This is a genomic window from Rhodoplanes sp. Z2-YC6860 (genome assembly GCF_001579845.1).
Classification (GTDB): Bacteria; Pseudomonadota; Alphaproteobacteria; order Rhizobiales; family Xanthobacteraceae; genus Z2-YC6860.
In genome coordinates this window covers 2,064,183-2,090,478 of the sequence record NZ_CP007440.1, presented here as the reverse complement: position 1 = coordinate 2,090,478, position 26,296 = coordinate 2,064,183, and the positions used below count along the sequence as shown (strand labels likewise).

Below are 26,296 nucleotides of genomic sequence, written 5' to 3'. Positions count from 1 at the left end.
GGTTCTGCCGGGCGTCCTCCGTTCGGGTAAGCAATTTGCAGTTAAGTGAGGCTAGCGCAGGCAAATAACTCAGCAATAACAGTGACCGCCGGCCGAGCTGCGACCATCGCGCTCAAGAGCCGCCGGGAACGCCAGCAGCCGCGAGACCCTTGGCCAGCCGCTCGACAATGGTGCGGTCGGGAATCAGCCGCGCGAGTTCCTGCCGCGGACTGCTTACCCAGGCCGGCGCGATGGCGTTCAGCCGGTCGATGGCCTTGCGAGCCTCGTCGGGCTTACCCGCCGCCTGAGCCGCGAGCACTTGTGCCACCTGCCCCAACGCCACATTGTCGTTCGGGATGTCACCGGCATGGCGGATCGCCTCCGCCATGTCGCCGGCTACGTAGCTGCCGATGAACAGATAGATGTGATGCCAAGCTGGCCGTGAGGTCTCGGCAGCGCCCGCCTCCTGGAGCGCCGCCATGCCCTGTTCGATCTTGCCAGCCAGGATCAGCCGGCCGCCATATTCGCCCAGCGCCAGCATGTCGTATCTGTTAAGCGCGACGCTGCGTTTGCCGGCCGAGAACGCCGCGCTGAGTTCGCGGCGGTTGAACTGCACGATCAACAGCGCGAGATAGCCGCGCGAATCCTCCGGATTGAGCGCGATCGACTGCCGCGCCGCCTTGAGCGCGCGATCGAGCGGCGGCCCATCACCGGAATGCGCCGGATATTCGAGCTGGAATTCGCGGTTGTAGATCATGGCGAGAAACGCAAAACCCACCGCGAAACTCGGATCGAGCGCGGTGAAATGCTCAAGGCAGGCGCGCGCCAGTTCGTGGCTCTGGAGGTCGGCGGTCCGCATCGAATCGGCAGCCTGCAGGACGCAGCGGTAGCGCGGGTCTCCTGCGTTCGAGGCAAGCTGATTGGCACGGTCGCGCGCCCGGATCACGCCGTAGGATTGCAGCAGCGAGTTGGTGAGCGCGATCACGACGGAGTCTTCGGTCAAACCCTGGCCGCCCGACGGTTGCACGCGCTCGAAGGTGCTCGACCACACCACCTTGTTTTCCGCGATGCTGGATAGTGTGAACCAGACGGTGGCGGCGGCGTCGGCATATTCGATGGCGCCGGAGAGCACGTAGTCGCCGCGAGGCAGCGCGGCGACGCCTTCCGAGGCCGGAATCGGTGCCGCCGCAAGCGACACGTTGATGGTGTCGAAGCGCGAGAACGCATCGCCGATCTTGGCTTGCAGACGATCGACCGTGACGGTGTGCTGCGGCGGCGTGCCGATGACGCGAATCGGCTCGATGATCACCACGGGCATTCCGTTGCCGGGCGGCAACGCCGCGCTCTGCCGCGATGCTCCGGCCCGCGTCGCCGTGCCGGTGATCATCACATCGAGTGGACGGCTCATATAGGCAATGGCGGCGATCACGATGACGGCGGCCGCGACGATCCCGGTGAGGACCGCGGGCATCGGGATGCCGCCCAGGCGCGCCTTCCACTGCGTGACGCCGATCGTCGCGGCTGCGGGGATCGCGCTTTCGCGCCGCCGGAAGGTCGGCACGTAGGAACCGCGCGGCAGGTCGATGACGATATCGTCGTCCTGCCCGGCCCCTGCGTAGTAGCGCTCGATGGTGCGGCGAAGCCGCGTCGCCTCGACGCGGACGATCGGATCGAGCTGCGGATCGAAGTTGGCGTCGCGCCGGAGCACCTCGACGCCGATGGTGTAGGCCTTGATGCGGTCGCTCTTGCCGGACAGGGTCGCGTCCGCCACGAAACGCAGAAACGCGCCGAGCTGCGGCGAGCGGCTGAACGCCTCGCTGGCAATCACACGCTCGAGGGCCGCCCTGATCTCCGCAGGCGCGGGCGCATTGCCGACAATATCGGGCATTTCGGGAGGCATACCGATTCCGCTGAGCCAAAGAAAATTTCGAAAACTGAACGCAGCAAAAAGGCGACGGCTCAAGCCGCCACCTGATCCAAATCGACGCTGAAATGGATGCCGACTGCGCTCAATTAGTGGTTGACGGCCGAGCGTTCAAGACATTCTCCGACGAGCCTGACAACAGCAGACGACCGGCACTGCTGCAAACAGTAGCACCGGTCCAAAAAAGTAGGCGATTGAAGGGGCTTAGAGCTCCTTGCCGAGCACGCGATCCAGCGAATAAGGCCCGCCGCCGCGAAGTGCGATGGCGAAGCACACGAGTCCCCACAACAGCACGTATTCATAGCCGCGGTTGAGCCAGGCGAACCCGTTGTTCCAGTAGAGCCCCATGATGATCGCCATCTCGATGGCGGCGGCGGCGGCCCAGAAGCGCGTGAACAGACCGAGGATCAGCGCCGCGCCTCCGACCAGTTCGATCGCGAGCGAGCCCCACACCCAGAGCATCGTTGCGGAATCGAAGCCCATGTCGGCGAAGCCTTTGGCGAAGGCTCCGGGCCCGCGCACGATGCCTTTGCCCCAGCCATGCACGAAAAGATTCCAGCCCGCAGCGATCCGGACGATCGGCCACGCCAGCGGCGTGACCACTTCGTAGAACGACTGAAGCTGCGGCAGCAGAAGTTTCGGTTCGGCCCCCGTGTCGGCCATGATGCCCTCCCCCAATTTGAAACGCTTGTTGTTGAGGCATGCTAGCAACGAGGCGACGCTCGCGCGAGCAGAAGCGATGCTGCGTTGCAAGACGGACGAACGAATGTGAAAGCGAAAGGGCCCTGCCCACTCGCTCAGGCGCTTATGCCATCAGGCCCTTATGCCATCAGGCCCTTGGCCTTCATCGCACCGCCGATCTCGTCAAGGATCGCCGGATCGTCGATGGTCGCAGGCATCGTCCATGGATCGCGGTCGGCGATCTTCTTGATGGTGCCGCGCAGGATTTTTCCGGAACGCGTCTTGGGCAGACGATTGACCACGATGGCGAGGCGGAACGACGCCACGGGGCCGATTTTCTCGCGAATGAGCGCGATACATTCGCTTTCAATGTCGGCGGGCGGGCGGTTGACGCCGCTTTTCAGGACAACGAAGCCGCAAGGCACCTCGCCCTTGAGTTCGTCCTTGATGCCGAGCACCGCGCATTCGGCGACGTCCTTATGGCCGGCCAGCACCTCCTCCATGCCGCCGGTCGAAAGTCTGTGCCCCGCGACATTGATGATGTCGTCGGTGCGGCCCATCACGTAGATGTAGCCGTCGTCGTCGACATAGCCGGCGTCGGCGGTTTTGTAGCAGCCGGGAAATTCAGCGAGATAGCTCTCCTTCATCCGCGCGTCCTGCTGCCACAGCGTCGGCAGCGCGCCGGGCGGCAGCGGCAGCTTGACCACGATCGAGCCCATGGTGCCGATCGGCACCTCCTTGCAGCCCTCGTCGACGACGCGAATGTCGTAGCCCGGCATCGCCACGGTCGGCGAGCCGTGCTTGATCGGAAGCAGGCCCAAGCCCACCGGGTTGCCTGCGATGCACCAGCCGGTTTCGGTCTGCCACCAATGATCGATGACCGGACGATGCAGCAGGTTCTCGGCCCAGATGAGCGTATCGGGATCGGCGCGTTCGCCAGCGAGAAACAACGTGCGGAATTTCGAGAGATCATATTGCGCAAACAGCTTGCCCTGCGGATCTTCCTTCTTGATCGCGCGGAACGCAGTCGGTGCCGTGAACATCGCGACCGCGCCGTGTTCGGCGATCACGCGCCAGAATGCGCCGGCGTTCGGCGTGCCGACCGGCTTTCCTTCGTAGAGAATCGTGGTGGCACCGTGCAGCAGCGGCCCATAGACGATGTAGCTGTGGCCGACCACCCAGCCGATGTCGGAGGCCGACCACCACACCTCGCCCGGCTCGATGCCGTAGAGATTCTTCATCGACCATTTCAGCGCGACCATGTGGCCGCCGTTGTCGCGGACCACGCCCTTCGGAATACCGGTGGTGCCCGATGTGTAAAGCACGTAGAGCGGATCGGTGGCCTTCACCGGCACCGGCGTCAGCACGTTCTTGGCCCAGACCAGCGCGTCGTCCCACTTGGCATGCCAGTCGTGATCGCGGCCGGCGATCAGCTCGGCCCGGACCTGCGGCCGTTGCAGGATCAGGCAGTGGGCCGGCTTGTGTTTGGCGAGCCCGATCGCCTCGTCGAGCATCGGCTTGTAAGGCACGACGCGCGCACCCTCGATGCCGCAGCTCGCCGAGAGCACGGCCTTCGGCGTGCAGTCGTCAATGCGGGTGGCAAGCTCCTTCGGCGCGAAGCCGCCGAACACCACCGAGTGCACCGCGCCGATGCGCGCGCAGGCGAGCATCGCAACCACGGCTTCGGGCACCATCGGCATGTAGATGATGACCCGGTCTCCCTTGGTGACGCCGAAATCCTTTTCGAGGATGCCGGCGAGGATCTCGGTCTTGGTCTGCAGCGCCGCGTAAGTGATGGTCGCTTTCGTGCCGGTGACCGGCGAGTCGTAGATGATCGCGGCCTGCTCGCCGCGGCCGGCTTCGACGTGGCGGTCGACCGCGTTGTAGCAGGTGTTGCAGACCCCATCGGGGAACCAGCGGCCGTAGATGCCGGCCTTGGGATCGAACACCGTCTTGGGCTTCTCGATCCAGTCGATCGCGTTCGCGGCTTCTCCCCAGAACGCCTGCGGATCCCGCCGCCAGGACGCGTAGACCTCGTGATAGCGGCTGGTTTTGACATCCATGGCTTTTCTCCCGCGTCGATTCTCATCCAGTGCTTCGGATTTGCAAGCACCACCAACGACGCATAATCAGCCCGGCCGAAAATTGATCTGGCGCAAAATAGCGCCCTGCGCTCAGATGCGCTGCCTCGATTCCTCTCGCATGCCGGGTGCCCTTGGACCTTCTGACAAATCCCGCCTTCATGGCGGTCGCCGTCATCGGCGTCTGCCTGCTTGGCATTTCCAAGGGCGGCTTCCTCGGCCTCGGCGTGATGGCGCTGCCGCTCATGTCGCTGTTCGTGCCGCCCTTGCAGGCGGCGGCGATCGTCCTGCCCACCGCTGTGGCGCAGGATTGGCTGACGCTGTGGATCTACCGCCGCGAATGGAGCGCCTGGAACATCAAGATCATGCTGCCGAGCATGTTCGTCGGCATGATCTTCGGCTGGCTGATGGCCGCTTCGCTATCGGGGGCGCATATCCGGCTCGCCATCGGCCTGATCGCGACACTGTTCGTCTTGCGGCACTGGACCGCCAAGCGCTTCGAACGCTGGATGCCGAAGCCCAGCGTCGCGACGGGAATCATCTTCGGCACAATCGGCGGCTTCACCACCATGCTCGCCAATGCCGGCGGTCCGGCCTGGCAGATTCACCTCCTGCCGCAGCGGCTGGAGAAGCTGCCCTACATCGGCACGGTGAGCATCCTGTTCGCAGCGAGCAACATCGTAAAGATTCCAGGCTTTGCGACGCTCGGCTATCTCACCCGCGACAACCTCCTGGTCGGCCTCGCGCTGGTGCCGATCGCGGTCGCGGCGAACTACGCCGGCATCTGGCTGGTGCGGCGGGTGTCGACCGAGATGTTCTTCCGCATCGCCTATGTGCTGATGTTCGTCATCGCCGTGGAGCTGATGCGAAGCTCCATTATCGATCTGTGGTGGCACTGAATTTCTCCGCCGTCATTCCGGGGCGCTCGCGAAAGCGAGCGAACCCGGAATCCAGACATGCAGAGAGTCTTTGTTGTTCTGGATTCCGGGTTCACGCGCTGGCGCGCGTGCCCCGGAATGACGGCGGAGAGAGACAGCCCGCATAGCATTATGACGGAAAACGGGTGGCTTTTGCCGTCCATCTCCGCTTTAAGTCGCGCGCCGGCTCACGCCATACCATTATGACCATTATCACCGACCCGCTGTTCTACGCCGTCGCCATTCCGGCGGTGGTCTTTCTCGGCCTGTCCAAGGGCGGTTTCTCCGGCATTGGCATGGTGTCGACGCCGCTGGTCGCGCTGGTCATGCCGCCGCTCGAAGCCGCTGCAATCCTCCTGCCGATCCTTCTGGTGCAGGACGCGTTCTCGGTGTTCGTCTATCGCCGCGTCTGGGACCCGTGGAATCTGAAGGTGATGCTGCCGGGCTGCGTCATCGGCATCGGCGTGGCCTGGCTGTTCGCGGCCCATGTGTCCGATGCAGCCGTGCGGCTGATGGTCGGCGTCATTGCCATCGGCTTCATTATCTATGCGCTGATCCGTCATCTTCTGCCCGGCGAGCCGCCCAAACCGCGCGCCTCGCACGGCGTGTTCTGGGGCGCGCTGTCGGGCTTCACCACGACGCTCATCCAGATCGGAGCGCCGCCCTATTACGCCTTCGTGCTGCCGCAGCGGCTCGAGAAGATGGTCTATGTCGGCACCACGGTGATGTTCTTCGCCGCCGCCAACGCCATGAAGGTCGTGCCGTACGTCGCGCTCGGACAGTTCTCGACCGCAGGGTTTGCCACCTCGCTGCTGCTGTTTCCTCTCGCCATTGCGACCAATTATCTCGGCATCTGGCTGGTGCGCGTCACCCCCGAGGACATTTTCTATAAGATCACCAATGTTCTGGTGTTGCTGCTCGGCCTCGAGCTGACCCGGCAAGGCGTCATGGGCCTGCTGAAGTAATGCCGCCGCACGCCCCTTAAGCCTCAAGCCGCGATTGATCTTGACGGTCCGCCTTCGCTAACCTTGGTCCCGGGGAATGCGATGAGCACAACACATCAATCGCCGTATCTGACCGGTCTTGACCGCAACGCAGCGAACTTCCAGCCGCTGACGCCGCTTACGCTTCTGGAGCGCGCCGCTCAGGTCTATCCCGATCAGCTTGCGATTGTGCACGGCGCGCTGCGGCGCGACTATCGCGAGTTCTATGCGCGCTGCCGGCGGCTCGCCTCGGCGCTCACGAAGCGCGGCATCGGCAAGAACGATACGGTCGCGGCCGTCCTCGCCAACACGCCGGCGATGCTTGAATGCCATTACGGCGTGCCAATGGCTGGCGCTGTCCTCAACACCATCAACACCCGGCTCGACGCAGCGATCATCGCGTTCCAGTTCGACCACGGCGAGGCGAAAGTCGTCATTACCGACCGCGAGTTCTCCAAGGTGGTGAAGGAGGCGCTTTCGATCGCCAAGGTGAAGCCCATGGTGATCGACTACGACGATCCGGAATTCACGGGCGCAGGCGAGCGGATCGGCAGCATCGAATACGAAGCTTTCCTCGCTTCGGGCGATCCGGATTTCGCCTGGGCGATGCCCGGTGATGAATGGGACGCGATCACGCTGAATTACACCTCGGGCACCACCGGCGATCCGAAGGGCGTGGTCTATCACCACCGCGGCGCGCATCTGCTCGCGGTCAACAACGTCATCACCTGCGGCATGTCGATCCAGGCGTCGGGCCTGCGGCCGGTTTATCTCTGGACCTTGCCGATGTTCCACTGCAACGGCTGGTGCTTTCCCTGGACGCTGTCGGCCGTGGCCGGCACCCATGTCTGCCTGCGCGCAGTGCGCGCGAAAGCGATGTACGACCTCATTGCCGAGCACAAGGTGACGCATCTCTGCGGCGCGCCGATCGTGATGTCGATGCTCGTGAATGCGCCTGCGGAAGAGAAAAAGCCGCTGCCGCATGTGGTGCAGTTCGCGACTGCGGCCGCGCCGCCGCCAGAGGCGGTCCTCGCTGCGATGAAGGCTGCGGGCTTCAACGTCACCCACGTCTATGGTCTCACGGAAGTCTACGGTCCGTCCGTGGTCAACGACTGGCACGGCGAATGGAATGCGCTGTCTCCCATCGAACAAGCGGCAAAGAAAGCGCGGCAGGGCGTGCGCTATCACATGCTCGAAGCGCTCGACGTGCTCGATCCCGAAACGATGAAGCCCGTGCCGCGTGACGGCGAGACCCTCGGCGAGGTGATGTTCCGTGGCAACGTGGTGATGAAGGGCTATCTCAAGAACCCGAAGTCGACCGACGCAGCCTTCGCCGGCGGCTGGTTTCACTCCGGCGATCTCGGCGTGATGCACCCCGACGGCTACGTCCAGCTGAAGGACCGTTCCAAGGACATCATCATTTCAGGTGGCGAGAACATCTCTTCGATCGAAGTGGAGGATGCGCTCTACAAGCATCCGGCCGTGCAGGCCGCGGCGGTGGTCGCCAAGCCCGACGAGAAATGGGGCGAGACGCCCTGCGCGTTCGTGGAATTGAAGCCCGGACAACAGGCCACGACTGACGAGCTGGTGACGTGGTGCAAGCAGAATCTCGCGGGCTACAAGGTGCCGCGGCACGTGGTCTTTGCAGAATTGCCGAAGACCAGCACCGGAAAGATCCAGAAGTTCAAGCTGCGCGAGATGGCGAAGGCGGTTTGAGGCGGGCTCTCGGCTGTCATTCCGGGGTGCGCTGCATAAGCGCGTTCACGCGCGTCTGCGACACGATATAGCGCGAACCCGGAATCTAAAACCAAGAGTGGAGCCTGCATCTGGATTCCGGGTTCGCGAGCTTTGCTCGCGCCCCCAGAATGACGGCGGTGAACTACTTCAAACTATCCGGAGTCACCATGCGCTCGAAATCCGCGCGGTTGACGCGGGAGCCGCTGAATGAGCTCGTGCCGCTGGTTCCGAAACCCGAACCAAAGGCCGAGCCCTGCTGCACGCCGAACGACACCGAGCCACTGCCGTATGGCGTGCTGAAATCGGGCTTGGGCCCAGGCGACGTGATGCTGGAGCCGGGATTGCGGAAATTCTTCGCCTGCTCTTCGAGGTCGAACTTCGGCGGCGCGTACGGGCTGCCGGAAAAGTTGCTCGCGGCGCCGTCGCCGGTTTCCCTGTTCTCGATGGTGAAGGCATGCGCTCCCGGTGCCGCCAGCAGCCAAGCCGCAGCGGCGCCCAGGCAAAGCCGTTTCAGAAGAGAGCTCATTTCACCCCTCAGCCCTTCCTCGCTCAGCGCCGTCCCGCAGACGACTCGAATGCGACGCTAGATACGCCCCGGCGCAGTTCACAGGCAAGTCTAGGCCACGGTCCCCAAGTATCAAGGCTGCACCATGGCGGCAGCCCGCCTCATTGTGCAGCATCCACCGATCTCCTAGGCTTGTTGCAAAATAACAATAATCGTTTGGGAGGACACCGATGGCCCGGCTGCCGATCACCATCTCACTGTTCCATCTCGCCTTTTTCGCTCCATTGGCTGCGACCCCGGCGGTTGCGGCCGACTATTACGCCGGCAAAACCCTCGAGTTCCTGGTCGGGGCGGCGCCGGGCGGCGGCTACGACATCTATGCCCGCGCGGTCTCCCGCCACCTCGGCCGCCACATTCCCGGCGAGCCGACCGTCGTGGTCAAGAACATGCCGGGCGCCGGCAGCGCCAAGGCCGCGCAATACATCACCGGCATCGCGCCGAAGGACGGCACCTCGATCGCCGGCATCATGCCGGGCGCCATCATGGGGCCGCTGCTCGACGACCGCACCGCCCCGCTGTTCGATCCCACCAAGGTCCGTTACATCGGCACCGCCAACAGCGGCGTCCGGGTCTGCGTCACGCTGAAGGGCAACAGCATCGGCAGCTTCGCCGACGCTCAGAAGGTCAAGGGCAAGCTCGGCGGCAGCGGCCCGAACGACTCCACCTTCGAATACGCACTGCTGCACAAGCACACCGGCGGCGCGCTGTGGGACGTGGTGACCGGCTATCGCGGTACCGCGGAGATGGGGCTCGCCATGGAGCGCGGCGAGATCGACGGCGTCTGCGGCTGGGACTGGTCGAGCTTCAAGTCGCAGAAGCCGGACTGGCTGCGCGACGGCAAGGTCAACGTGTTGCTGCAGGCGAGCATCGAGCCGCATCCGGTGCTGGCCAAGATGGGCGTGCCGACGGCGTTCGATTTCGTCAAAGACGAAGAGAGCCGCAAGGTGCTCGAACTGGTCGTGAGCCAGACCGTGTTCCACCGCTCCTACATCGCGCCACCCGAGACGCCGCCGGAGCAGCTTGCGATCCTGCGCAAGGCGTTCGACGACACCATGGCGGACAAGGCGTTCCTCGCCGACGCCGAAAAGGTGAGCATCGACATCGATCCGCTGCCTGGCGCGAAGGTGCAAGACGTGGTGGCGAAGCTTTATGCCGCGCCACCGGCGATCGTCGAACGCGCAAGGAAGGCGATCCGGCCGGATTGAGCGGCCGACAGGCTGTTCGACTATTGCCCCATCCAACTCTTGTTGATGCGATCGAAGGTGCCGTCGGCGCGAATGGCACCGATCCCCGCATTCAGCCTCGTGAGAAATTCGGCGTGCTGCCCTTTGAGCACGGCAGCACCAAATGGCAGTTCCAGAAACATCGATCGTGGAACGGTCAGCTTGCCGGGATAGAGCCTCGCCGCCAGCGATGCCCCGGCCTGATAGTTCAGCGCCGCGGCGTCAGCCTCGCCGCCGACGACACGAGCCAGACTGGTTTCGTAGTCCTCAGTGACGACCAGCTTCACCTGCGGCGCGTTCTTCTGGATGAACGCGGCCAGCGGACCGGCGCGTGGCGTCACCACCGTCTTGCCGGCCAGGGCCTGCAAGCTCGCCGGCGTCAGCTCGGGCGCGCGCACATAGAGAGCGCCGCCGGTCATCAGCAATGTGTCGCTGAAGTCCATTCTCTCGCGACGTTCGGGGGATGCCGCTGAAGGAATGACGGCAACCGCGCGCCCGTCCAGCAACGCGGGCTCCATCTGATCGAGAGGCACGGCCAGGAATTCGACGTCATAGCCGGCGTGCTCGGCCGCCGCTCTGACAATATCGACGACCAGACCCACGGCCTTGCCGTCCTTCGCCTCTGCGAATGGAGGCAGGATGCTGTTGTAAGCGATCCGCACCTTGTCGGCTGTTTCACCGGGCGACGACATGGAAAGACACAATAGTGCAGCTACAAAAGCACGTTTGATCACGGCCTCGCCCCTATGATGCCACTGGCATTGGCCCCGACGCAAAGACCACGATGCGTCGACAACCGGAATCAACCGTATTTGCTGTAAAGCAGCAATACGATGATGCCGAACAGCACGGCTACGAGGGACTTCCAGAACAGCAGCGGATTGCGCTCGATCAGCGGCACCGGCGACGAGTTGAGATGAGCCTTGTTCGGATTGCGTAATTCATGGGCGAACTCTGACGGCTCGCTGTAGCGCTGCAGCGGATCCGGATGCACCGCCTTCTTCAACACCTCGTCGATCCAGGCCGGAATTTCGCGTGTATCATCGAGCGCCGAGATGTATTTCAGCTTGCGCTGCTGGGACCTCGTTCGCACCTTGGCGGCTTCGGCGCCGTACGGCAGCCGGCCGGTCAGCATCTGATAGGCGATCGCGCCGAGCGAGAAGATGTCGGAGGCCGGTGTGCCGCTCTCGCCGACGAAATACTCCGGCGCGGTGTACTGCACCGTGCCGAGAATGTCGCTGTCGATCGAGGGCGAAGCCTCGACCACGCCTTTAATTCGGGTCGAGCCGAAATCGATGATCTTCACCGTGCCGGTTTTGTCGACCATGATGTTGGCCGGCCGGATGTCCTGGTGCAGCATCTCCTTGCGGTGGAAGGCCTGCAGACCTCGCGCGATCTGCTCGACGATGCCGCGCACGATCTCGAGATCGGGCTTTGGATTGTCGATCATCCATTGCGCCAGCGTCTGGCCTTCGATGAACTCCATCGCGACGTAGAGATAGTTCGGCTTCCTCGACTGCTGGCGCGGCTTCAGCACATGGGCACTGTTGAGGCGGCGCGCCACCCATTCCTCCAGCATGAAACGCTTGAGGTAGGCCTCGTCGCCGCGCAAGTCGATCGAGGGAATCTTCAATGCCACCAGCGCTTCGTCGGCCGTATCGATCGCGAGATAGATGTGGCTTCGGCTGCTGCTGTGCAGTTCGCGGACGATCTTAAAGCCGTCGAACAGCATGCGCGGTTCGAGCAGCGGCGGTGGTGGCAGCTCCGAGGCCTGACCGTAGAGTTCGCTCGCCTCCCCGTGCGGCACACCATCGATGCGGACGATCTGGACCGTGAGATTGTCCGGGCTGTCGTTACGATAAGCCTCATCGACGATGGCGCGCGCCGCTCCGTCGAGGTCGGAGGCATGTTCGACGAGCGCGCGATTGACGAAGCGGGCTGCCGCATGCTCGTAGACGCCGTCAGTCGCGAGCAGGAACGTGTCGCCGGGCTCGACCTTGAGCGTCCTGTAGTCGATCTCGATCTGCGGGTTCACGCCGAGCGCACGGCCGAGATAGCTCTGCGACGACGACAGCACGACCCGGTGGTCCTCGGTAAGCTGCTCGAGCGAGTTGCCGCTGACGCGGTAGATGCGCGCGTCGCCGATATGAAACAGATGCGCCACCGAGGCTTTGACGACGAGCGCACTGAACGTGCAGACATAGCCCTTGTCGGCGTCGTAGCCGTGCTGGCTGCGCCTGGTCTCCGAATAGAGCCAGGAGTTGATCGCGGCGATGACGCGCTGCGCCGAGGTCTTCACCGACCAGGATTCGGACGTGCAGTAATAGTCGGTGAGGAAGCTTTTGACCGTCGATTCTGCCGCGATCCGGCTGACGCTGCTGCTGCTGATGCCGTCGCAAAGCACCACCGCGACGCCCTTGAGGCTGAGCAGCGGCTCCTTTGGAAACAGGACGCCGTGAAAGTCCTGATTGGCCGCCTTGCGGCCCTTGTCGGAATGCTGCCCGACGGAGATTTTCAGTTCACCCGGCATCCAGCGCCTTAGCCCCCTTCACCTCCCCCTGAAAGGGGGAGGTCGACGCGCGAAAGCGCGTCGGGTGGGGGTCGATCATGAGCACAAATGACCCCCACCCCAACCCTCCCCCTTTCAGGGGGAGGGAGTGCAGCACCCGAGCTGCGCCATATGAGATAGCCCTTGCCGGCTCAGGCGGCGCGCTCCAAGGAACGGTCCAGTGAACGATCGAGGTGACGCTCGATGGAGCGCTTGGGCGCCGTCTTGATATGGGTGGCGTAGAGCGTGAGCCCTGTGAAGGCGAGCCCGCCGACCAGATTGCCGACCACCGTCGGGATTTCGTTCCAGAACAGATAATCGAACCACGTGAAGTGGCCGCCCAGCAGCAGGCCCGATGGGAACAGGAACATGTTCACGATCGAATGCTCGAAGGTCATCGCGAAGAACAGCATGATCGGCATCCACATGGCGATCACCTTGCCGGGCACCGTGGTGGAGATCATCGCGCCGACCACGCCGGCCGACACCATCCAGTTGCAAAGCATGCCGCGGACGAACAGCGTCAGCATGCCGGCGGCACCGTGCGCGGCATAACCCAAAGTCCGGGCCTCGCCGATATGGCCGATCGCCACGCCGACCTTATCGGGCTCCGACGAGAAGCCGAACGTGGTGACAATCGCTGCCATCACGGCGACCGTGAAGGCGCCGCCAAAATTTCCAATGAAAACAAGGCCCCAGTTGCGTAGCACGCCGCCGATCGTCACGCCCGGGCGTTTGTCGATCAAGGCGAGCGGCGCCAGCACGAACACGCCGGTGAGCAGGTCGAAGCCGAACAGATAGAGCATGCAGAAGCCAACCGGGAAGAGAATCGCTCCGATGATCGGCACGCCGGTGTTGATGGTCATCGTGACCGCGAACCAGGCGGCCAAGGCGAGGATGGCGCCGGCCATATAGGCGCGGATCACCGTGTCGCGCGTCGACATGAAGATCTTGGATTCACCGGCGTCCACCATCTTGGTGACGAATTCGGAAGGTGCGAGATAGGCCATTTCGATTCCCTTTTCTCCGGAAGTTTCTGGAAGTTTCGTTGCAGTTCTTACGGCGCGGCGGCGACGCCCATGTCGAGATAGATGCGGCCGTTCTCGATCTTGACCGGAAAGCTCCGGGCGCAGCCCTTGTCGGCGCCGGTCGCCTCGCCGTCTTCGAGACTGATGATCCAGTTGTGCAGCGGGCACGCCACCTTGCGGCCATGCACGATGCCGTCCGCCAAAGGCCCGCCCTTGTGCGGACAGCGATTCTCCAGCGCGAAGACTTCGTCCCCCGCCGTGCGGAACACCGCGATTTCACGACGCGGTGTTCTCACGGTGCGCGCGCCGCGTGGCGGGATCGCATGCAGCGGGCCGACGTCGAACCAGAACTCCTGCTGTTCTCTCATGGCATTCCCTTATTCGGCGGCGATCTGGCGGATCGGCTCGAGCACGGCGAGCGGCATGAACTCGTGCAGTTCGCGGCCCGCGGCGCGCTCGGCCCACGGATCGCGGCGCACCGCGAGCTGCGATTTCTTGAAGCGCTCGAGCAGCGCGCGCCGGCCGTCATGGTCGTCCATGATGGCGGCGCGGACCTTGTCGAGGCCGTACTTGTCGACCCACTTCCAGACGCGTTCGAGGTAGGCGGCCTGCTCGCGATAAAGCTGCATGAAGGCGGCGACGTATTCGATCGCCTCCTCCTCGGTGGCGACATGGCCGAGCAGATCGGTGGCGCGGACGTGAAGGCCCGCAGCGCCCGAGATGTGAATGTCGTAGCCCGAATCGACGCAGATGATGCCGATGTCCTTGACGGTCGCTTCGGCGCAGTTGCGCGGGCAGCCAGAGACCGCGAGCTTCACCTTCGCGGGCGTCCATGAGCCGCACAGGAAGCGCTCGAGCTTGATGCCAAGCCCGGTCGAATCCTGCGTGCCGAACCGGCACCAGTCGGTGCCGACGCAAGTCTTCACGGTGCGCAGGCCCTTGGCATAGGCCTGGCCGGAGACGAGCCCCGCCGCATTGAGCTGCGCCCACGCTGCCGGAAGATCGGCTTTCTTGAAGCCGAGCAGGTCGATGCGCTGGCCGCCGGTCACCTTCACGGTCTTGATGTTGAAGCGCTCGGCGACGTCGGCGATGGCGCGCAGTTCGTCCGGCGTGGTCACGCCGCCCCACATGCGCGGGACGATGGAGAACGTGCCGTCCTTCTGGATGTTGGCATGGACGCGCTCGTTGACGAAGCGCGACTGCGCGTCGTCGCGGTATTCGCCGGGCCACGCGCACAGCAGATAATAGTTGAGTGCCGGCCGGCAGGTCGGGCAGCCGCACGAGGTTTTCCAGCCAAGCTCCTGCCAGACGGCTGGAAGCGACTTCAGCTCCTTGGAGACGATGAAACCGCGCACCTCTTCATGGGTGAGATCGACGCACTTGCAGACCGGCTTGCGGCCCGACGCCGAATAGGCGTCGCCGAGCGTGACCTTGAGCAGGCTTTCGACCTTCGAGGTGCATTGGCCGCAGGACGACGACGCCTTGGTCTGCGCACGGACATCGTCGATCGTGGTCAGGCCATTGGCCGTGATCGCCTTGGTGATCGCGCCCTTGCAGACGCCGTTGCAGCCGCAGATCTCCGCGTCGTCCGACAGCGCCACGACCGCGGCCGCCGGATCCAGTGGCGCGCCGCCGCCCTGATAGGCCTGGCCGAAGATCAGCATGTCGCGCATCGACGTGACGTCGGCGCCCTTCTTCAGCAGGTCGAAATACCAGGAGCCGTCGCCGGTATCGCCATAGAGCACCGCGCCGACGATGCGGTTGTCGCGCAGCACGACGCGCTTGTAGACGCCGCGCGAGGGGTCGCGCAGCACGATCTCGTCCTTCTCGTCGCTTTCGGAAAAGTCGCCCGCCGAGAACAGGTCGACACCGGTGACCTTGAGCTTGGTCGAGGTGACCGAGCCGGTGTAGCCCAGCACAATCTCGCCCGCGAGCGTGGCGCCGAGTGTCCTCGCCATCTCGTAGAGCGGCGCGACCAGGCCGTAGCACAGGCCGCGATGCTCGACGCATTCACCGATCGCAAAGATGTTGGCGTCGCTGGTGCGCAGATGGTCGTCGACCACGATGCCGCGCTTCACCTCGAGGCCGGCATCCTTGGCCAACGCGAAGTGGGGCCGGATGCCGACGGCCATCACCACCAGATCGGCCGGCAATGTGCGGCCGTCTTCGAGCCGCACGCCGGTGACATGGCTGTCGCCGAGAATGGCGTTGGTGTTGGCGCTGGTCAGCACCGTGATGCCGCGCTTCTCGATCGCTTTCTGCAGGAGATAGGCCGCGTTGGGATCGAGCTGACGCTCCATCAGGGTCGGCATCAGGTGCACGACCGTGGTCTTCATGCCGTTGAGGGCAAGACCGGCAGCGGCTTCAAGGCCGAGAAGCCCGCCGCCGATCACCACCGCGTTGCCGCCCTTCCCCGCCGCCGCAAGCATGGCGTTGACGTCGTCGAGATCGCGGAACGTGACGACGCCGGGCAATTCCGCACCGGGCACCGGAATGAGGATCGGCCGCGAGCCGGTGGCGATCAGGAGATCGTCGTAACTCGCGATGGTGCCGGCTTGGGTGCGGATCGTGCGCGTCGCGCGATCGATTGCGACCACGGTCTCGCCCTTGCGCAGATCGATGTTGTGACTGGCGTACCAGGCGTCGTCGTGGACGATGATGTCGTCGAACGCTTTGTCCCCGGCCAGCACCGGCGACAGCATGATGCGGTCGTAATTGACGCGCGGCTCGGCGCCGAAGATCGTGATGTCGTAGCGATCCGGCGCCCTGGCAAAGAGTTCATCGAGCGTACGGCCGGCGGCCATGCCGTTGCCGAGCACGACAAGCTTGCGTCGTCGTTGTTCCGATTGCTGGCGCATGCGCATTCCCCACGTTCCAACCGCACCCGATCGGAAGCAGGAGTTCGCAAGCCATACGGAAAGGCGTCGCGACGACTGCGCAAAGCGTCCTTAAGGACACTTCAGGCTGTTCCTGCGCCTCGGCCAGCTTTGGCCTCAGCATGCCGACGGGCCGGCAGTCGTCATTGACCGGTGTGAGAGTTTGCAATCGCTGTGCCAGCCTGGGTCGATGGCCCGGCCTTGGAATTGCTCGCGAATTTGGCCGGTCGACCGACGCTCTTTTGCGGCGCGGTATAGCCTTTGGGCAATTTGCCCATTCTTGATGCATGCCCGCCGTCGCATCAGACCACGTGACGAGCGGCGGGATCGAAAAGCCATCTCCTTGATTTCACATTTGTATTTCTTCAAAAAGATAATCTAAAGATATATCTTGAGTTATATCAGTAATCGATCTATCTAACGATATATCTCAAGAACCAAGGAGAAAATTGAGATGCGTGGAATGAGACATTCCGAATCCCGCTGCGGCGGGGGCTACGAGGATCACTATGGCGTCGGCCGGCACGGCCGCTGGGGCAAGCATCGACACGGCCATGGCCGTCACGGTGGCCGCGGCGACATGGGCTCGGGCGACATGATGCGGGCTGGTCGGATGCTGGCGCAGGGCGACCTTCGCCTGCTGGCGCTTGCGCTGATCGCCGAGCAGCCACGTCACGGCTACGAGATCATCAAGGTGCTGGAGGACAAAACCGGCGGCTGGTACGCGCCAAGCCCAGGCGTGGTCTATCCGACGCTGACCTATCTGGAAGAGGCCAGTTATGTTACCGCCCAGGCCGATGGTGCGAAGAAGCTCTATACCATCACCGCCGAAGGCCGCGCTTATCTCGAAGAGAACCGCGACTTCGTCGATGCCCTGCTGGAGCGGCTCGAAGCGGTCGGTGAGCGGGCGCAGGAATACCGCAACCGGGACGACGACAGGCCTAAGGTGCCGCGCCTCGTGCGCTCGGCGCTGGAGAACCTGCGCGACGTCGCCGAGGAGCGGCTGAAGAAAGATCCTGACGCCGAAGCCAAGGTGGTCGAAATCCTCGCGCGCGCCGCGGGCGAGTTGAAGAAGAGCTAGGGCATGATCCCGAAAAGTGTGAAGCGGTTTTCGGAAAAGATCATGCCCAAACAAGAGAAGGAGCGACAGCTCTGATTCAACGAAGTTGAATCAGAGCTTAGCGCGCTGCGATTTCGGCGCGATCGACGGTGAGCGCCGCCCCAGCGGCGGCTCACCGCCGCCGCGGTCGGGATCATGTTTTAGCCCGCGAGCGAAAGCGGTGCCGGATTCGGCTTCGGAACCTCGCGTCGCTCTCGCAGCATTGCGGTCATTTCCGCAGCCGCGACCGGCCTGCCGAACAGGAAACCCTGCCCCTGGTTGCAGCCAGCCTCGATCAAGAGCGCGGCCTGCTCGGGCGTCTCGATGCCCTCGGCGATGCACTCGATGCCAAGCTCATCGGCAAGCCTGATCGCGGCGCGGACCACCGTGGCGTTGCGCCGCTCGCGTGTGACATCGAACACCAGTTCCTGCGCGATCTTGAGCCGGCTGAACGGATAGCTGGTCAGATAGCTGAGCGACGAATAGCCGGTGCCGAAGTCATCGATGGCGATCCGCACGCCGAGCTGGTGCAGCCGCGCGAGCAGCGTATTGTGCTGCTTGGTCACCTCCATCAGCACTGACTCGGTGAGCTCGACCTCGAGCTGCGACGGCGTCACGCCGGACAGCTCGACGGTCGCATCAATGAAGCCGATCAGATCGCCGCCCGCCTTGAACTGGCTCGCCGAGCAGTTGATCGCAAGCACGTTCGGGGCGATCCCAAGCTGGTTCCACTCCTGGAGCTGACGGCAGGCCTCGCTGATCACGAACTCACCCAGCGCCATGATGGCGCCGGTGCGCTCGGCAATCGGGATGAACTGCCCCGGACTGACCAGCCCGCGCTCCGGATGCTTCCAGCGCAACAGCGCCTCGGCGCCGACGATGCGTCCGGTCGCAAGCTCAATCTGCGGCTGATAATAGAGGCACAGCTCGCCGCGATCGACCGCGCCGCGCAGATCGTCCGATATCGACACCCGCTCGTGCACCTCGCGGTCGAACGTCTCGCTGTGGAAGCGGAAGCAGTTGCGGCCGTCGCCCTTGGCGCGATAGAGCGCGAGATCGGCCTGCACGATCAGCATGTCGGCAGTCGGCGTCTTCTTCGTGCACAGGGCGATGCCGATGCTCGACGTGACATGGACATCGTTGCCCTGGATCAGGAAGGGCTCGGCGAGCGTCTGGTTGATCCGCTCCGCCAGCGCCGCAGCCATGGCTTCGTCGGCATGATGCTGCAGGATGAAGAATTCGTCGCCACCGACGCGGGCCACGACGTCATCGCGGCGCACCACGGCGCTGACGCGTGTTGCGACCTGCTGCAGCAGCATGTCGCCGATCGGATGGCCGAGCGTATCGTTCACATCCTTGAAGTGGTCGAGATCGAAATAGAGCAGCGTGAAAGCGCTGTCCCTGCCCCGGCGTCCCGAGAAGGCCGCGGCCAACCGCTCGTTGAAGGCGCGCCGGTTGTCGAGACCGGTCAGAGGATCCTTGTGGGCGAGCGAGGAGATCTCCTCGTTGGCGCGCAACAGACGATGCGCGTGGTGGATCGACGAACGCAGGAACAGAACCACCAATGCGGTGATCACGAGGCCGCCAATCAGCACCAGACCGGAACGGTCGTGATGTTCGGCAAGCGGGCCGTTCCCGACCGGCGTTGCGACGAGAATCCAGCGCGCCGGGCCGGCCACGAGCGTGCCGGTCGCATGCCACTGTGAACGGAGCGAGCCAAACGTGGCGAGTTCGGCCCGCCGCGCCGCAGGCCCAACGCTGAGCCCATGGATCGGCCTCGCGTCATCGTCCGCGCCATCGACAAAAAGATAGAGATTGAGCCCGCGGGCCATTGCCGACTGGCCGACCACCTGCTCCATCGCGACGCCGGTGACGAAGGCACCATGAGCGAAGCCAGCGAGCGCCGCGCGCCGCTGCTCGACGGTGTCGCGCGGCATGTGCCGGCGGTAGACCGGCAGCGAAAACAGAAAGGCATGAACGTCGTCGTCACGGCTGTGCAGGACGAAATTCGGAACGGCCGACAAGGTGTCTTCGTCGCGGGCCCGCAGGAGGTGCACACCGACTCCCGGCTGCGACAGAAGATCGATGCCATAGATGCGCGACGTCACCGGCAGCGACGAATAGAAGATCGGAAAATACTCGTCCTTCTCCGGAGCGATCACGATGCTATCGTTCGATGTCACCGCCCGGATGCGGTAGTTTGGCAGGCCGACAGCGAGACCGTGCAATTCGTGCTCGGTGCGCTCCTCGCGTTTCACCCGCGGCACCCAGGAAAGATTCTGAATCGCCTTCTGACCGGCCAAGAGCCGGCCGGCGAACGACTCGAACTCCGGCCGCGTCACGTCGTCGGAGGCTTCAAACAGCGCGCGCAGCGCCTGAAGCTGGTTGAGATACTCATCGAGCCCGCGCTGCAACGCGGCCACCTGGCTTTGCGTCACCGCAACGAATTCCTGATGCGCAGCGCGCTGCTCCCAGCGCCACATCAGGCTGCTGCAGAACACGGCCAGCACAAGGCCGATTACCGCCGTGATCACCATCGGCAACTGCAGGCGTGCAGGCATGTTTGATGCGGCGCGGCGTCGGGACGCTTTCTGCATCGGCGGCAACATCGGGTGTTCGGACCTGTGAATTGAACACCCCGGTATGCAGCATCAGTCGCTAAAATTGCCGGGTCGGATTATGCATTTCCTTGCCGTATTTTTCGGCGCTGGTTAGCGAAACCTGAACGCTGGTCCCGCTTTGCGACCATCGCTAATGGACCATAACCAATCCTGGTTACATCGCAGCAACAAAGGGCACGCTCGACCTGCGATCACTCCACCTTCAGGCCAAGCTTGCGGATGAGCGTGCCCCACTTGGCGTCCTCGCGCGCGATGTCGGCGGCATATTCCTCGGGGCTCGACGGCATCGGATCGCCGCCGTCGGCGGCAATCCTCGCCCGCACGTCGGGCAGATCGATCAGAACCCGCAGTTCGCGATTGATGCGCTCGATGATCGGCCGCGGCGTGCCGGCCGGAGCGAGCAAGCCGTAGTTCAGGCCGGACTCGAAGCCCGGCAGCCCCGCCTCAGCCGAGGTCGGCACGTCGGGCAGATGGCTCGAGCGCTTGGGCGACAGCACCGCCATCGCTTTCAGCGTTCCCGACTTGAGGTTGCTCATGGCGGGCGCGAGCACGTTGAGCCCAAGCTTGACGTGACCGCCAAGCAGATCGGTGGTGAGCGGGCCGGTGCCGCGATACGTGACGATGGTGTAGTCGATGCCGGCCATCGATTTCAAAAGCTCGGCGGCGAGATTGGCGCTGGTGCCGGGCGGCGGCGTGCCGATGTTGATCTTGCTGGGATCACGCTTGGCCGTCGCAATGATGTCGGCGAGCGTCTGCTCCGGCGAAGACGGATGCGCCATCAGCACGATCGGCGTCGTGGAAATGAGCCCGATCGGCACAAGGTCCTTGAGCGTCTGATAGCCCGGATTGACGTAGAGGTTCGGGTTGATGGCGATCGATCCGGAGGTCGCCATCACCAGCGTGTAGCCGTCGGGGGCGGCGCGCGTCGCGAAGCGGGTGCCGATGACGCCGGCGGCGCCGGCGCGGTTGTCGACGATGATCGGCTGGCCGAGCGCCGCCGACAGCTTCTCGCCGACGATGCGTCCGACCACGTCGACGCCGCCGCCTGCCGGAAACGGCACGATCATGGTGATCGGTTTGGTGGGATAGTCCTGAGCCCACGCGTTCGGGGCCAACGCGTTCGAGAACGCACCAAGCAGCAAAGTCGCTGCCACCAGCAGCAAAGCAGTCACACGCATCACATGTCCTATTCGAATTTCAGATTGAGGCTTTTGACGATCGGCGCCCATTTGGTTTCGTCGGCGTCGATGAACGCTCCGTATTCTTCGGGCGTGCTTGGCGCAGGCGTTGCGCCCTCGGCCGCGAGCTTGGCTTTGAGCTGTTCGTCATCGAGCGCGACGCGCAGCTCCTTGTTGAGCCGCTCGATGATCGGCCGCGGCGTGCCCGGCGGCGCCACGAGACCATAGCGGATCGCTGCCGAGAAGCCGGGCACGCCGGATTCCGAAATCGGCGGCACTTCGGGCATCAGCGGCGAACGTTCGGCCGTGGTGAGCGCCAGCGCGTACAGAGAGCCAGCCTTCACATTGCCGACGATCGGCGCGATCGAGAGAAACATCATCGACACGTGGCCGCCGATCAGATTGGCAAGCGCGTCGCCGTTGCCCTTGTAGGGAATCTTGGTGAGCTCGATGCCGGCCGTGCGCGCGAACAACTCGGTGGTGATATGGCCGACCGTACCCGGCACGAAGGCGTAGTTGATCTTGCCGGGATTGGCCTTGCCGTAGGCGATCAGCTCGGCGGTGCTGCGTGCCGGCACGGACGGATGCACCACCAGCACGCTCGGCATCGAGGCAATCAGCCCGATCGGCGCGAAATCCTTGCGCGGATCGTAACCGGCGTTGGGATAGAGGCTCGGATTGATCGCGAAGGTGCCGGTGTAGGAGAGCAGGATCGTGTAGCCGTCGGGCGCGGTCTTGGCGACGGCGCGTGTCGCCATAGTCCCGCCGGCACCACCGCGGTTCTCCACCACCACCTGCTGGCCGAGCGGCCGGCTCATCTTGTCGGCAACGGTGCGGGCGAGCGCGTCGTTGCCGCCCCCCGGCGGAAACGGCACCACCAGCGTGATCGGCTTGGTGGGAAAGTCCTGCGCGGCCGCAACGCTTGTGGCGAAGACCAGTCCAGCCAGCGCAACCGCGATGCTGACAGAGGAGCGCATCACTCCACCTTCAGTTTGAGCTTGTGGATCAGCGTGCCCCACTTGTCGTATTCGGCCGCGATGTCGGCCGCGTATTCTTCGGGCGTCGAGGTCATGGGATCACCACCCTCGTTGTTGATGCGCTTTTTCACCTCGTCGGTGACGGCAACCTGCCTCATCGCCGCGTTGAGCTTGTCGACGATCGGGCGCGGCATGCCGGCGGGGCCAAGCAGGCCGTAATGCAGCACGGATTCGAAGCCCGGCAAGCCGGACTCGTGCGAGGTCGGAACGTCCGGCAACAGGCTGAAGCGCTGGCGGTCGAGGATCGCGATGCCGCGCAGCGTACCGGCCGCAAGATTGCCCATGGCCGGCGGCAGCACGCCGAACGCGATCGGCACCTGGCCGCCGAGCAGATCGTTCATGAGTTGCGCCGTGCCCTTGTAGGGCACGATCGTCGCCTGCACGCCGGTGATCGACTTGAACAGCTCGGCCGAGAGATAGCCGCCGGTGCCGACCGCCGAGGTGCCGATGTTGAGCTTGCCGCTGTCCTTCTTGGCGATCTCCACCACCTCGCCGATGGTCTTGCCGGGGAACGAGGGATGCGCGAGCAGCGCCACCGGCATCGAGGCGAACAGTCCGACCGGCTGAAAGTCCTTGCGTGGATCGAAGCCGGCATTGGCATAGAGCGACGGGTTGATCGAGATCGAGCCGGTATGGCCGAAGAACAGCGTGTAGCCGTCCGGCGCGCTGCGGATCGTTGCGCGCGTCCCGACCAGCCCCGAGCCGCCGACCCGGTTGTCGACGATCACCTGCTGGCCGATCACACCGGAAAGCTTTTCGGCCACCACCCGTGCCAGCACGTCGACGCCGCCGCCCGGCGGATAGGGCACGACCAGGGTCACGGTGCGATGCGGATAATCCTGCGCTTGAGCTTGGATTTGGGCCGGCGCCACGAACGCCACAAACGCCGCGAAGCCTGCCACGACACAACGCAACCAACGATGCCGATTTCCGCCCATCGCCTCCTCCCAAGTCTTTTCTGTTCTGGCGTCCCAGGTCCTTCTGACGTCCCAGGTCTTTTCTGTTCTGGCGTCGAAAATAGCACCGCCGGCTCCCATGGCGAGAGCCGGCGGCTGTGCTGATTCTACTTCAGAACCGGAAACCAGCCTCAATGGAGGCTGTACGGCTCCGTGATCTGAAGACGCTGAATCTCGTCTTTAACGAGCAACTTACGACGCTTCAGTTCGGCAATCTTGAGGTCATCGGTCGACGGATGGTTCATGGCCTCGGCGAGCTCCTCGTCGAGGGCACGGTGCTTCCGTTCTAGCTCCGCAAGATGCGCTTGGATGGTCATATGGAGTGGCTCCTCGGAGACGGTTTAAGCGAACACCCCTGACATCTTCAGTGTGCCACGCGGCAGGATCGAAGTCGAATAACCGTTTTTGTGCGTTGCGAAAAATCCGAGTTTTGCACGGAAAATGTGCGCGCTACGGGTTTGGACAGCGCTTGAGAAAAAGTGGATAATTCCCTAAGTGTGCTGGCGCACGCGCCAGAGGAACCCGCTCAGGGGCTCCGGCACAGGAGAGGCCAGCCGCAGGCCCGGTAGTCATGAGTATCCAAGACTTTGTGGTAATCGAAGGCTCTGCGCCTGCGACCGGTGGCGCAGCCGGGCTGTTGGACCAGACGCTGATTGCGGCGGCCATGAAGCAAGACGACGAAGGCGAATTGCGGACGCAGTTGGCGCAGCTGCGCCAGGAGCACCGTGACCTCGATGCGGCGATTGAGGCGCTTTACAACTCGCCGGGCGCGGATCTGCTTCAGGTGCAGCGGCTGAAGAAGCGCAAGCTGCAACTGCGCGACCAGATCATCCTGATCGAAGACCAGCTCACCCCCGACATCATCGCGTAAATCGATTCGATCTGCGCTCGAGACGTCCCGCCAGAGATCTGTGCCATGCGGTCCGGGCACAGTCGGCCAAACGCCGCCTCCCCCACCAGACAAGCCAGCGTCTCGCTCTCGTCAGCGGCTGCGCGTCGCTCGCCGCAGCGCACCAAGGTTATCCACCTTATCCACAGCTGCTGATCTCCGGAAGCGGGAGGCCACCCGTGCCGGCATCGTCCAGCACACCGCCATCGGCAAGGGGGACGGTAATCGGGACGTACCGGCCGGCGAGCATGGGCGGCTTCCCGAGCGCCAAGCCGCGGCTGACCGGCCATGACCAAGGGCCAAGCCCTTGTTTCCTGAGGTTTCCTGCGGTCAGAGGCCGAAAGATCGCAAGAAACCCCCGGAATGATGGACTTTTTACAATCGATCTGGTACCGACGCCCAACCCGGGACCCTAAATAGGGTCCTACAAGCTCAACATTCATGACCGGCTTTCAGAGCCCGGATTGCAGAAGGAAACACGCGTGCAGGTTCTCGTCCGTGACAATAACGTCGATCAGGCCCTCAAGGCGCTCAAGAAGAAGATGCAGCGCGAGGGTATTTTCCGCGAGATGAAGCTGCGCGGTCACTACGAGAAGCCATCCGAGAAGAAGGCACGTGAGAAGGCGGAAGCGGTCCGCCGCGCCCGTAAGCTTGCCCGCAAGCGCGCCCAGCGCGAAGGGCTGATCCCGATGAAGCCGAAGACGATCGGTGGACCGGGCGGCGACCGTGGCGGACGCGGTGCCGGCGGCCCGGGCCGTGGCGGCGCCGGCCGCAGCGGCGGCGGATTTGGCGGTGGTGCCGGCTTCGGCGGCGGTGGCGGCTTCGGACGTTAATCCGCCCGATTTCCGGTCGACGAGCTTGGACGCGGGCGGCAGAAATTGCAGCCCGCGTTTTCATTTTGCCAGGCTTCGACGGCGCTCAGCTCCGACCGCCGAACCTTCGCCGCATTCCTTGGGTGAACACCATTGAAGCCATCGCGGATGACAGCTCGCCCGGCTACCATTTGATAATGAGACAGCCCGCACCCATCGCAAGAGAGCCCCGCCCCGTAGCCTGTCGCCTCACGGGCGCGGTGTTGCTCGTTGCGGCTGCGGCGCTTGCGGGCTGCGGCACGGTGATGAACGGCGTCGGCGGCAGCGGCGTCTCCCAGACCTCCGAGACCGAGGACAATCAGTTCGCCGCTTCGCCCGCCAACATCTCGTCGCTGTCCTCGGTGATCCAGCGCAACCCGAGCGATCCGCAGGCCTACAACATGCGCGGTTCGGTGTTCGGGCAAGCCGGCCGCAACGATGAAGCGCTGGCCGATTTCAACAAAGCCATCAGTCTCGATCCGAACTATGCCCAGGCCTATGCCAATCGCGGGCTGATCTATCGCAAGACCGGCAAGCTCGATCAGGCGCTTGCCGACTACAACAAGGCGCTGGCGCTCGATCAGAACTATCCGGTCGCCTATCTCGGCCGCGGCGTGGTCTACCGGCTGCGGAAGCAGCCGTTCGATGCGTTCAAGGATTTCAACCAGGCGATCTCAATCCGGCCCGACAATGCCGAGGCCTATTACAATCGCGGCCTGCTCTATCAGAGCCAGCGGCAATACCAGTACGCCATCGACGACTTCTCGACCTCGATCGGACTGTCGCAGAGCCAGTCCGAGCCCTATATCGCGCGCGGCTTGAGCTACATGGCGATCAACGATCTGAAGGCCGCCGCCGGCGATCTCGACGAGGCGGTCGGCGTCGAGCCGCAAAGTCTGCAAGCGTGGACCACGCGTGCTTTCGTCTATGAGCGGATGGGCGACAAGGAGAAAGCCGCCGGCTCCTATGCGCGCGCGCTCAACATCAAGAGCGACCACGAGCCGGCCAAGCAGGGCTTTGCCCGCGTCGGCGGCAAGATGGGCCAAACCTACCAGACGTTCTGAGGAGCGGCGCGGCTAGGGTCTGATTCAACTTCGTTGAATCAGACCCGTCGCTCTTTACT

At 63.8% G+C, this 26,296-nt stretch carries 22 protein-coding genes; 8 read left to right on the top strand and 14 right to left on the bottom strand.

Features of this window, described 5'->3' with window-relative positions; genetic code table 11:
* Positions 1-112: 112 nt before the first annotated feature.
* The 3 genes from RHPLAN_RS09785 to RHPLAN_RS09775 form a co-directional block, all read right to left on the bottom strand.
* A complete protein-coding gene (locus RHPLAN_RS09785) occupies positions 113-1,879 on the bottom strand; it encodes a tetratricopeptide repeat protein (RefSeq protein ID WP_157100176.1) in 1,767 nt (588 codons plus the stop codon).
* Positions 1,880-2,107: 228 nt separating this feature from the next.
* Complete coding sequence (locus RHPLAN_RS09780) at positions 2,108-2,566, bottom strand: DoxX family protein (RefSeq protein WP_068016606.1); 459 nt, start codon at positions 2,564-2,566, stop codon at positions 2,108-2,110.
* A gap of 158 nt (positions 2,567-2,724) precedes the next feature.
* Positions 2,725-4,647, bottom strand: a complete 1,923-nt coding sequence (locus tag RHPLAN_RS09775) for a propionyl-CoA synthetase (RefSeq protein WP_068016603.1) — start codon at positions 4,645-4,647, stop codon at positions 2,725-2,727.
* A gap of 152 nt (positions 4,648-4,799) precedes the next feature.
* On the opposite strand from RHPLAN_RS09775, the gene RHPLAN_RS09770 reads away from it, so the two are divergent.
* The 3 genes from RHPLAN_RS09770 to RHPLAN_RS09760 all read left to right on the top strand — a co-directional run bounded on the left by RHPLAN_RS09770 (position 4,800) and on the right by RHPLAN_RS09760 (position 8,281).
* Positions 4,800-5,564: a sulfite exporter TauE/SafE family protein gene (locus tag RHPLAN_RS09770; RefSeq protein ID WP_157100175.1), complete on the top strand. Its 765-nt coding sequence runs from the start codon at positions 4,800-4,802 to the stop codon at positions 5,562-5,564.
* 221 nt (positions 5,565-5,785) lie between these two features.
* Entirely contained in the window at positions 5,786-6,547 is a 762-nt protein-coding gene (locus RHPLAN_RS09765; RefSeq protein WP_068016597.1) for a sulfite exporter TauE/SafE family protein, read from the top strand.
* A gap of 81 nt (positions 6,548-6,628) precedes the next feature.
* A complete protein-coding gene (locus RHPLAN_RS09760) occupies positions 6,629-8,281 on the top strand; it encodes an acyl-CoA synthetase (protein ID WP_068016595.1) in 1,653 nt (550 codons plus the stop codon).
* Positions 8,282-8,444: 163 nt separating this feature from the next.
* Here RHPLAN_RS09760 and RHPLAN_RS09755 read toward each other — a convergent pair whose 3' ends face one another.
* Positions 8,445-8,828, bottom strand: coding sequence for a hypothetical protein (locus RHPLAN_RS09755; protein WP_068016592.1), 384 nt, complete (start codon positions 8,826-8,828; stop codon positions 8,445-8,447).
* A 209-nt stretch (positions 8,829-9,037) separates the two neighbouring features.
* Here RHPLAN_RS09755 and RHPLAN_RS09750 point away from each other — a divergent pair, with 209 nt between their 5' ends.
* Positions 9,038-10,072, top strand: a complete 1,035-nt coding sequence (locus RHPLAN_RS09750; RefSeq protein WP_068016589.1) for a Bug family tripartite tricarboxylate transporter substrate binding protein — start codon at positions 9,038-9,040, stop codon at positions 10,070-10,072.
* Positions 10,073-10,092: 20 nt separating this feature from the next.
* Here RHPLAN_RS09750 and RHPLAN_RS09745 read toward each other — a convergent pair whose 3' ends face one another.
* The 5 genes from RHPLAN_RS09745 to nirB all read right to left on the bottom strand — a co-directional run bounded on the left by RHPLAN_RS09745 (position 10,093) and on the right by nirB (position 16,524).
* The gene (locus RHPLAN_RS09745; RefSeq protein ID WP_157100174.1) at positions 10,093-10,896 is read right to left on the bottom strand and encodes a substrate-binding periplasmic protein; all 804 of its coding nucleotides are present in this window, start codon (positions 10,894-10,896) and stop codon (positions 10,093-10,095) included.
* Complete coding sequence (locus tag RHPLAN_RS09740; protein WP_068016582.1) at positions 10,893-12,620, bottom strand: bifunctional protein-serine/threonine kinase/phosphatase; 1,728 nt, start codon at positions 12,618-12,620, stop codon at positions 10,893-10,895. The genes RHPLAN_RS09745 and RHPLAN_RS09740 overlap by 4 nt, the downstream gene beginning before the upstream one ends.
* Positions 12,621-12,790: 170 nt before the next feature.
* Positions 12,791-13,648 carry a formate/nitrite transporter family protein gene (locus tag RHPLAN_RS09735; RefSeq protein ID WP_068016579.1) on the bottom strand — a complete coding sequence of 286 codons (858 nt, stop codon included), beginning with the start codon at positions 13,646-13,648 and terminating at the stop codon, positions 12,791-12,793.
* Positions 13,649-13,695: 47 nt separating this feature from the next.
* Positions 13,696-14,034, bottom strand: a complete 339-nt coding sequence (gene nirD / locus RHPLAN_RS09730; protein WP_068016575.1) for a nitrite reductase small subunit NirD — start codon at positions 14,032-14,034, stop codon at positions 13,696-13,698.
* Between the two features lie 9 nt (positions 14,035-14,043).
* Entirely contained in the window at positions 14,044-16,524 is a 2,481-nt protein-coding gene (gene nirB / locus RHPLAN_RS09725) for a nitrite reductase large subunit NirB (protein WP_068030948.1), read from the bottom strand.
* A 481-nt stretch (positions 16,525-17,005) separates the two neighbouring features.
* On the opposite strand from nirB, the gene RHPLAN_RS09720 reads away from it, so the two are divergent.
* Positions 17,006-17,623 carry a PadR family transcriptional regulator gene (locus RHPLAN_RS09720; protein WP_335341059.1) on the top strand — a complete coding sequence of 206 codons (618 nt, stop codon included), beginning with the start codon at positions 17,006-17,008 and terminating at the stop codon, positions 17,621-17,623.
* A 179-nt stretch (positions 17,624-17,802) separates the two neighbouring features.
* Here the strand turns inward: RHPLAN_RS09720 and RHPLAN_RS09715 are convergent, their stop codons facing one another.
* From RHPLAN_RS09715 to RHPLAN_RS09695, 5 genes are all read right to left on the bottom strand, one after another.
* The gene (locus tag RHPLAN_RS09715) at positions 17,803-20,202 is read right to left on the bottom strand and encodes a bifunctional diguanylate cyclase/phosphodiesterase (RefSeq protein WP_198164801.1); all 2,400 of its coding nucleotides are present in this window, start codon (positions 20,200-20,202) and stop codon (positions 17,803-17,805) included.
* 251 nt (positions 20,203-20,453) lie between these two features.
* Positions 20,454-21,440, bottom strand: a complete 987-nt coding sequence (locus RHPLAN_RS09710; protein ID WP_068016566.1) for a Bug family tripartite tricarboxylate transporter substrate binding protein — start codon at positions 21,438-21,440, stop codon at positions 20,454-20,456.
* Between the two features lie 8 nt (positions 21,441-21,448).
* Positions 21,449-22,417, bottom strand: coding sequence for a Bug family tripartite tricarboxylate transporter substrate binding protein (locus RHPLAN_RS09705; protein WP_068016563.1), 969 nt, complete (start codon positions 22,415-22,417; stop codon positions 21,449-21,451).
* Complete coding sequence (locus RHPLAN_RS09700) at positions 22,417-23,415, bottom strand: Bug family tripartite tricarboxylate transporter substrate binding protein (RefSeq protein ID WP_198164799.1); 999 nt, start codon at positions 23,413-23,415, stop codon at positions 22,417-22,419. The genes RHPLAN_RS09705 and RHPLAN_RS09700 overlap by 1 nt, the downstream gene beginning before the upstream one ends.
* Before the next feature lie 149 nt (positions 23,416-23,564).
* Entirely contained in the window at positions 23,565-23,750 is a 186-nt protein-coding gene (locus RHPLAN_RS09695) for a YdcH family protein (protein ID WP_068016559.1), read from the bottom strand.
* A 347-nt stretch (positions 23,751-24,097) separates the two neighbouring features.
* Here RHPLAN_RS09695 and RHPLAN_RS09690 point away from each other — a divergent pair, with 347 nt between their 5' ends.
* The 3 genes from RHPLAN_RS09690 (at position 24,098) to RHPLAN_RS09680 (ending at position 26,237) form a co-directional block, all read left to right on the top strand.
* On the top strand, positions 24,098-24,304 hold the full coding sequence (locus tag RHPLAN_RS09690) for a YdcH family protein (RefSeq protein WP_068030945.1): 207 nt from the start codon (positions 24,098-24,100) through the stop codon (positions 24,302-24,304).
* A gap of 500 nt (positions 24,305-24,804) precedes the next feature.
* Positions 24,805-25,155 (top strand): 30S ribosomal protein S21, encoded by a 351-nt coding sequence (gene rpsU / locus RHPLAN_RS09685; protein ID WP_068030942.1) that lies wholly within the window; start codon positions 24,805-24,807, stop codon positions 25,153-25,155.
* Between the two features lie 239 nt (positions 25,156-25,394).
* The gene (locus RHPLAN_RS09680) at positions 25,395-26,237 is read left to right on the top strand and encodes a tetratricopeptide repeat protein (protein ID WP_237180094.1); all 843 of its coding nucleotides are present in this window, start codon (positions 25,395-25,397) and stop codon (positions 26,235-26,237) included.
* Positions 26,238-26,296: the final 59 nt, after the last annotated feature.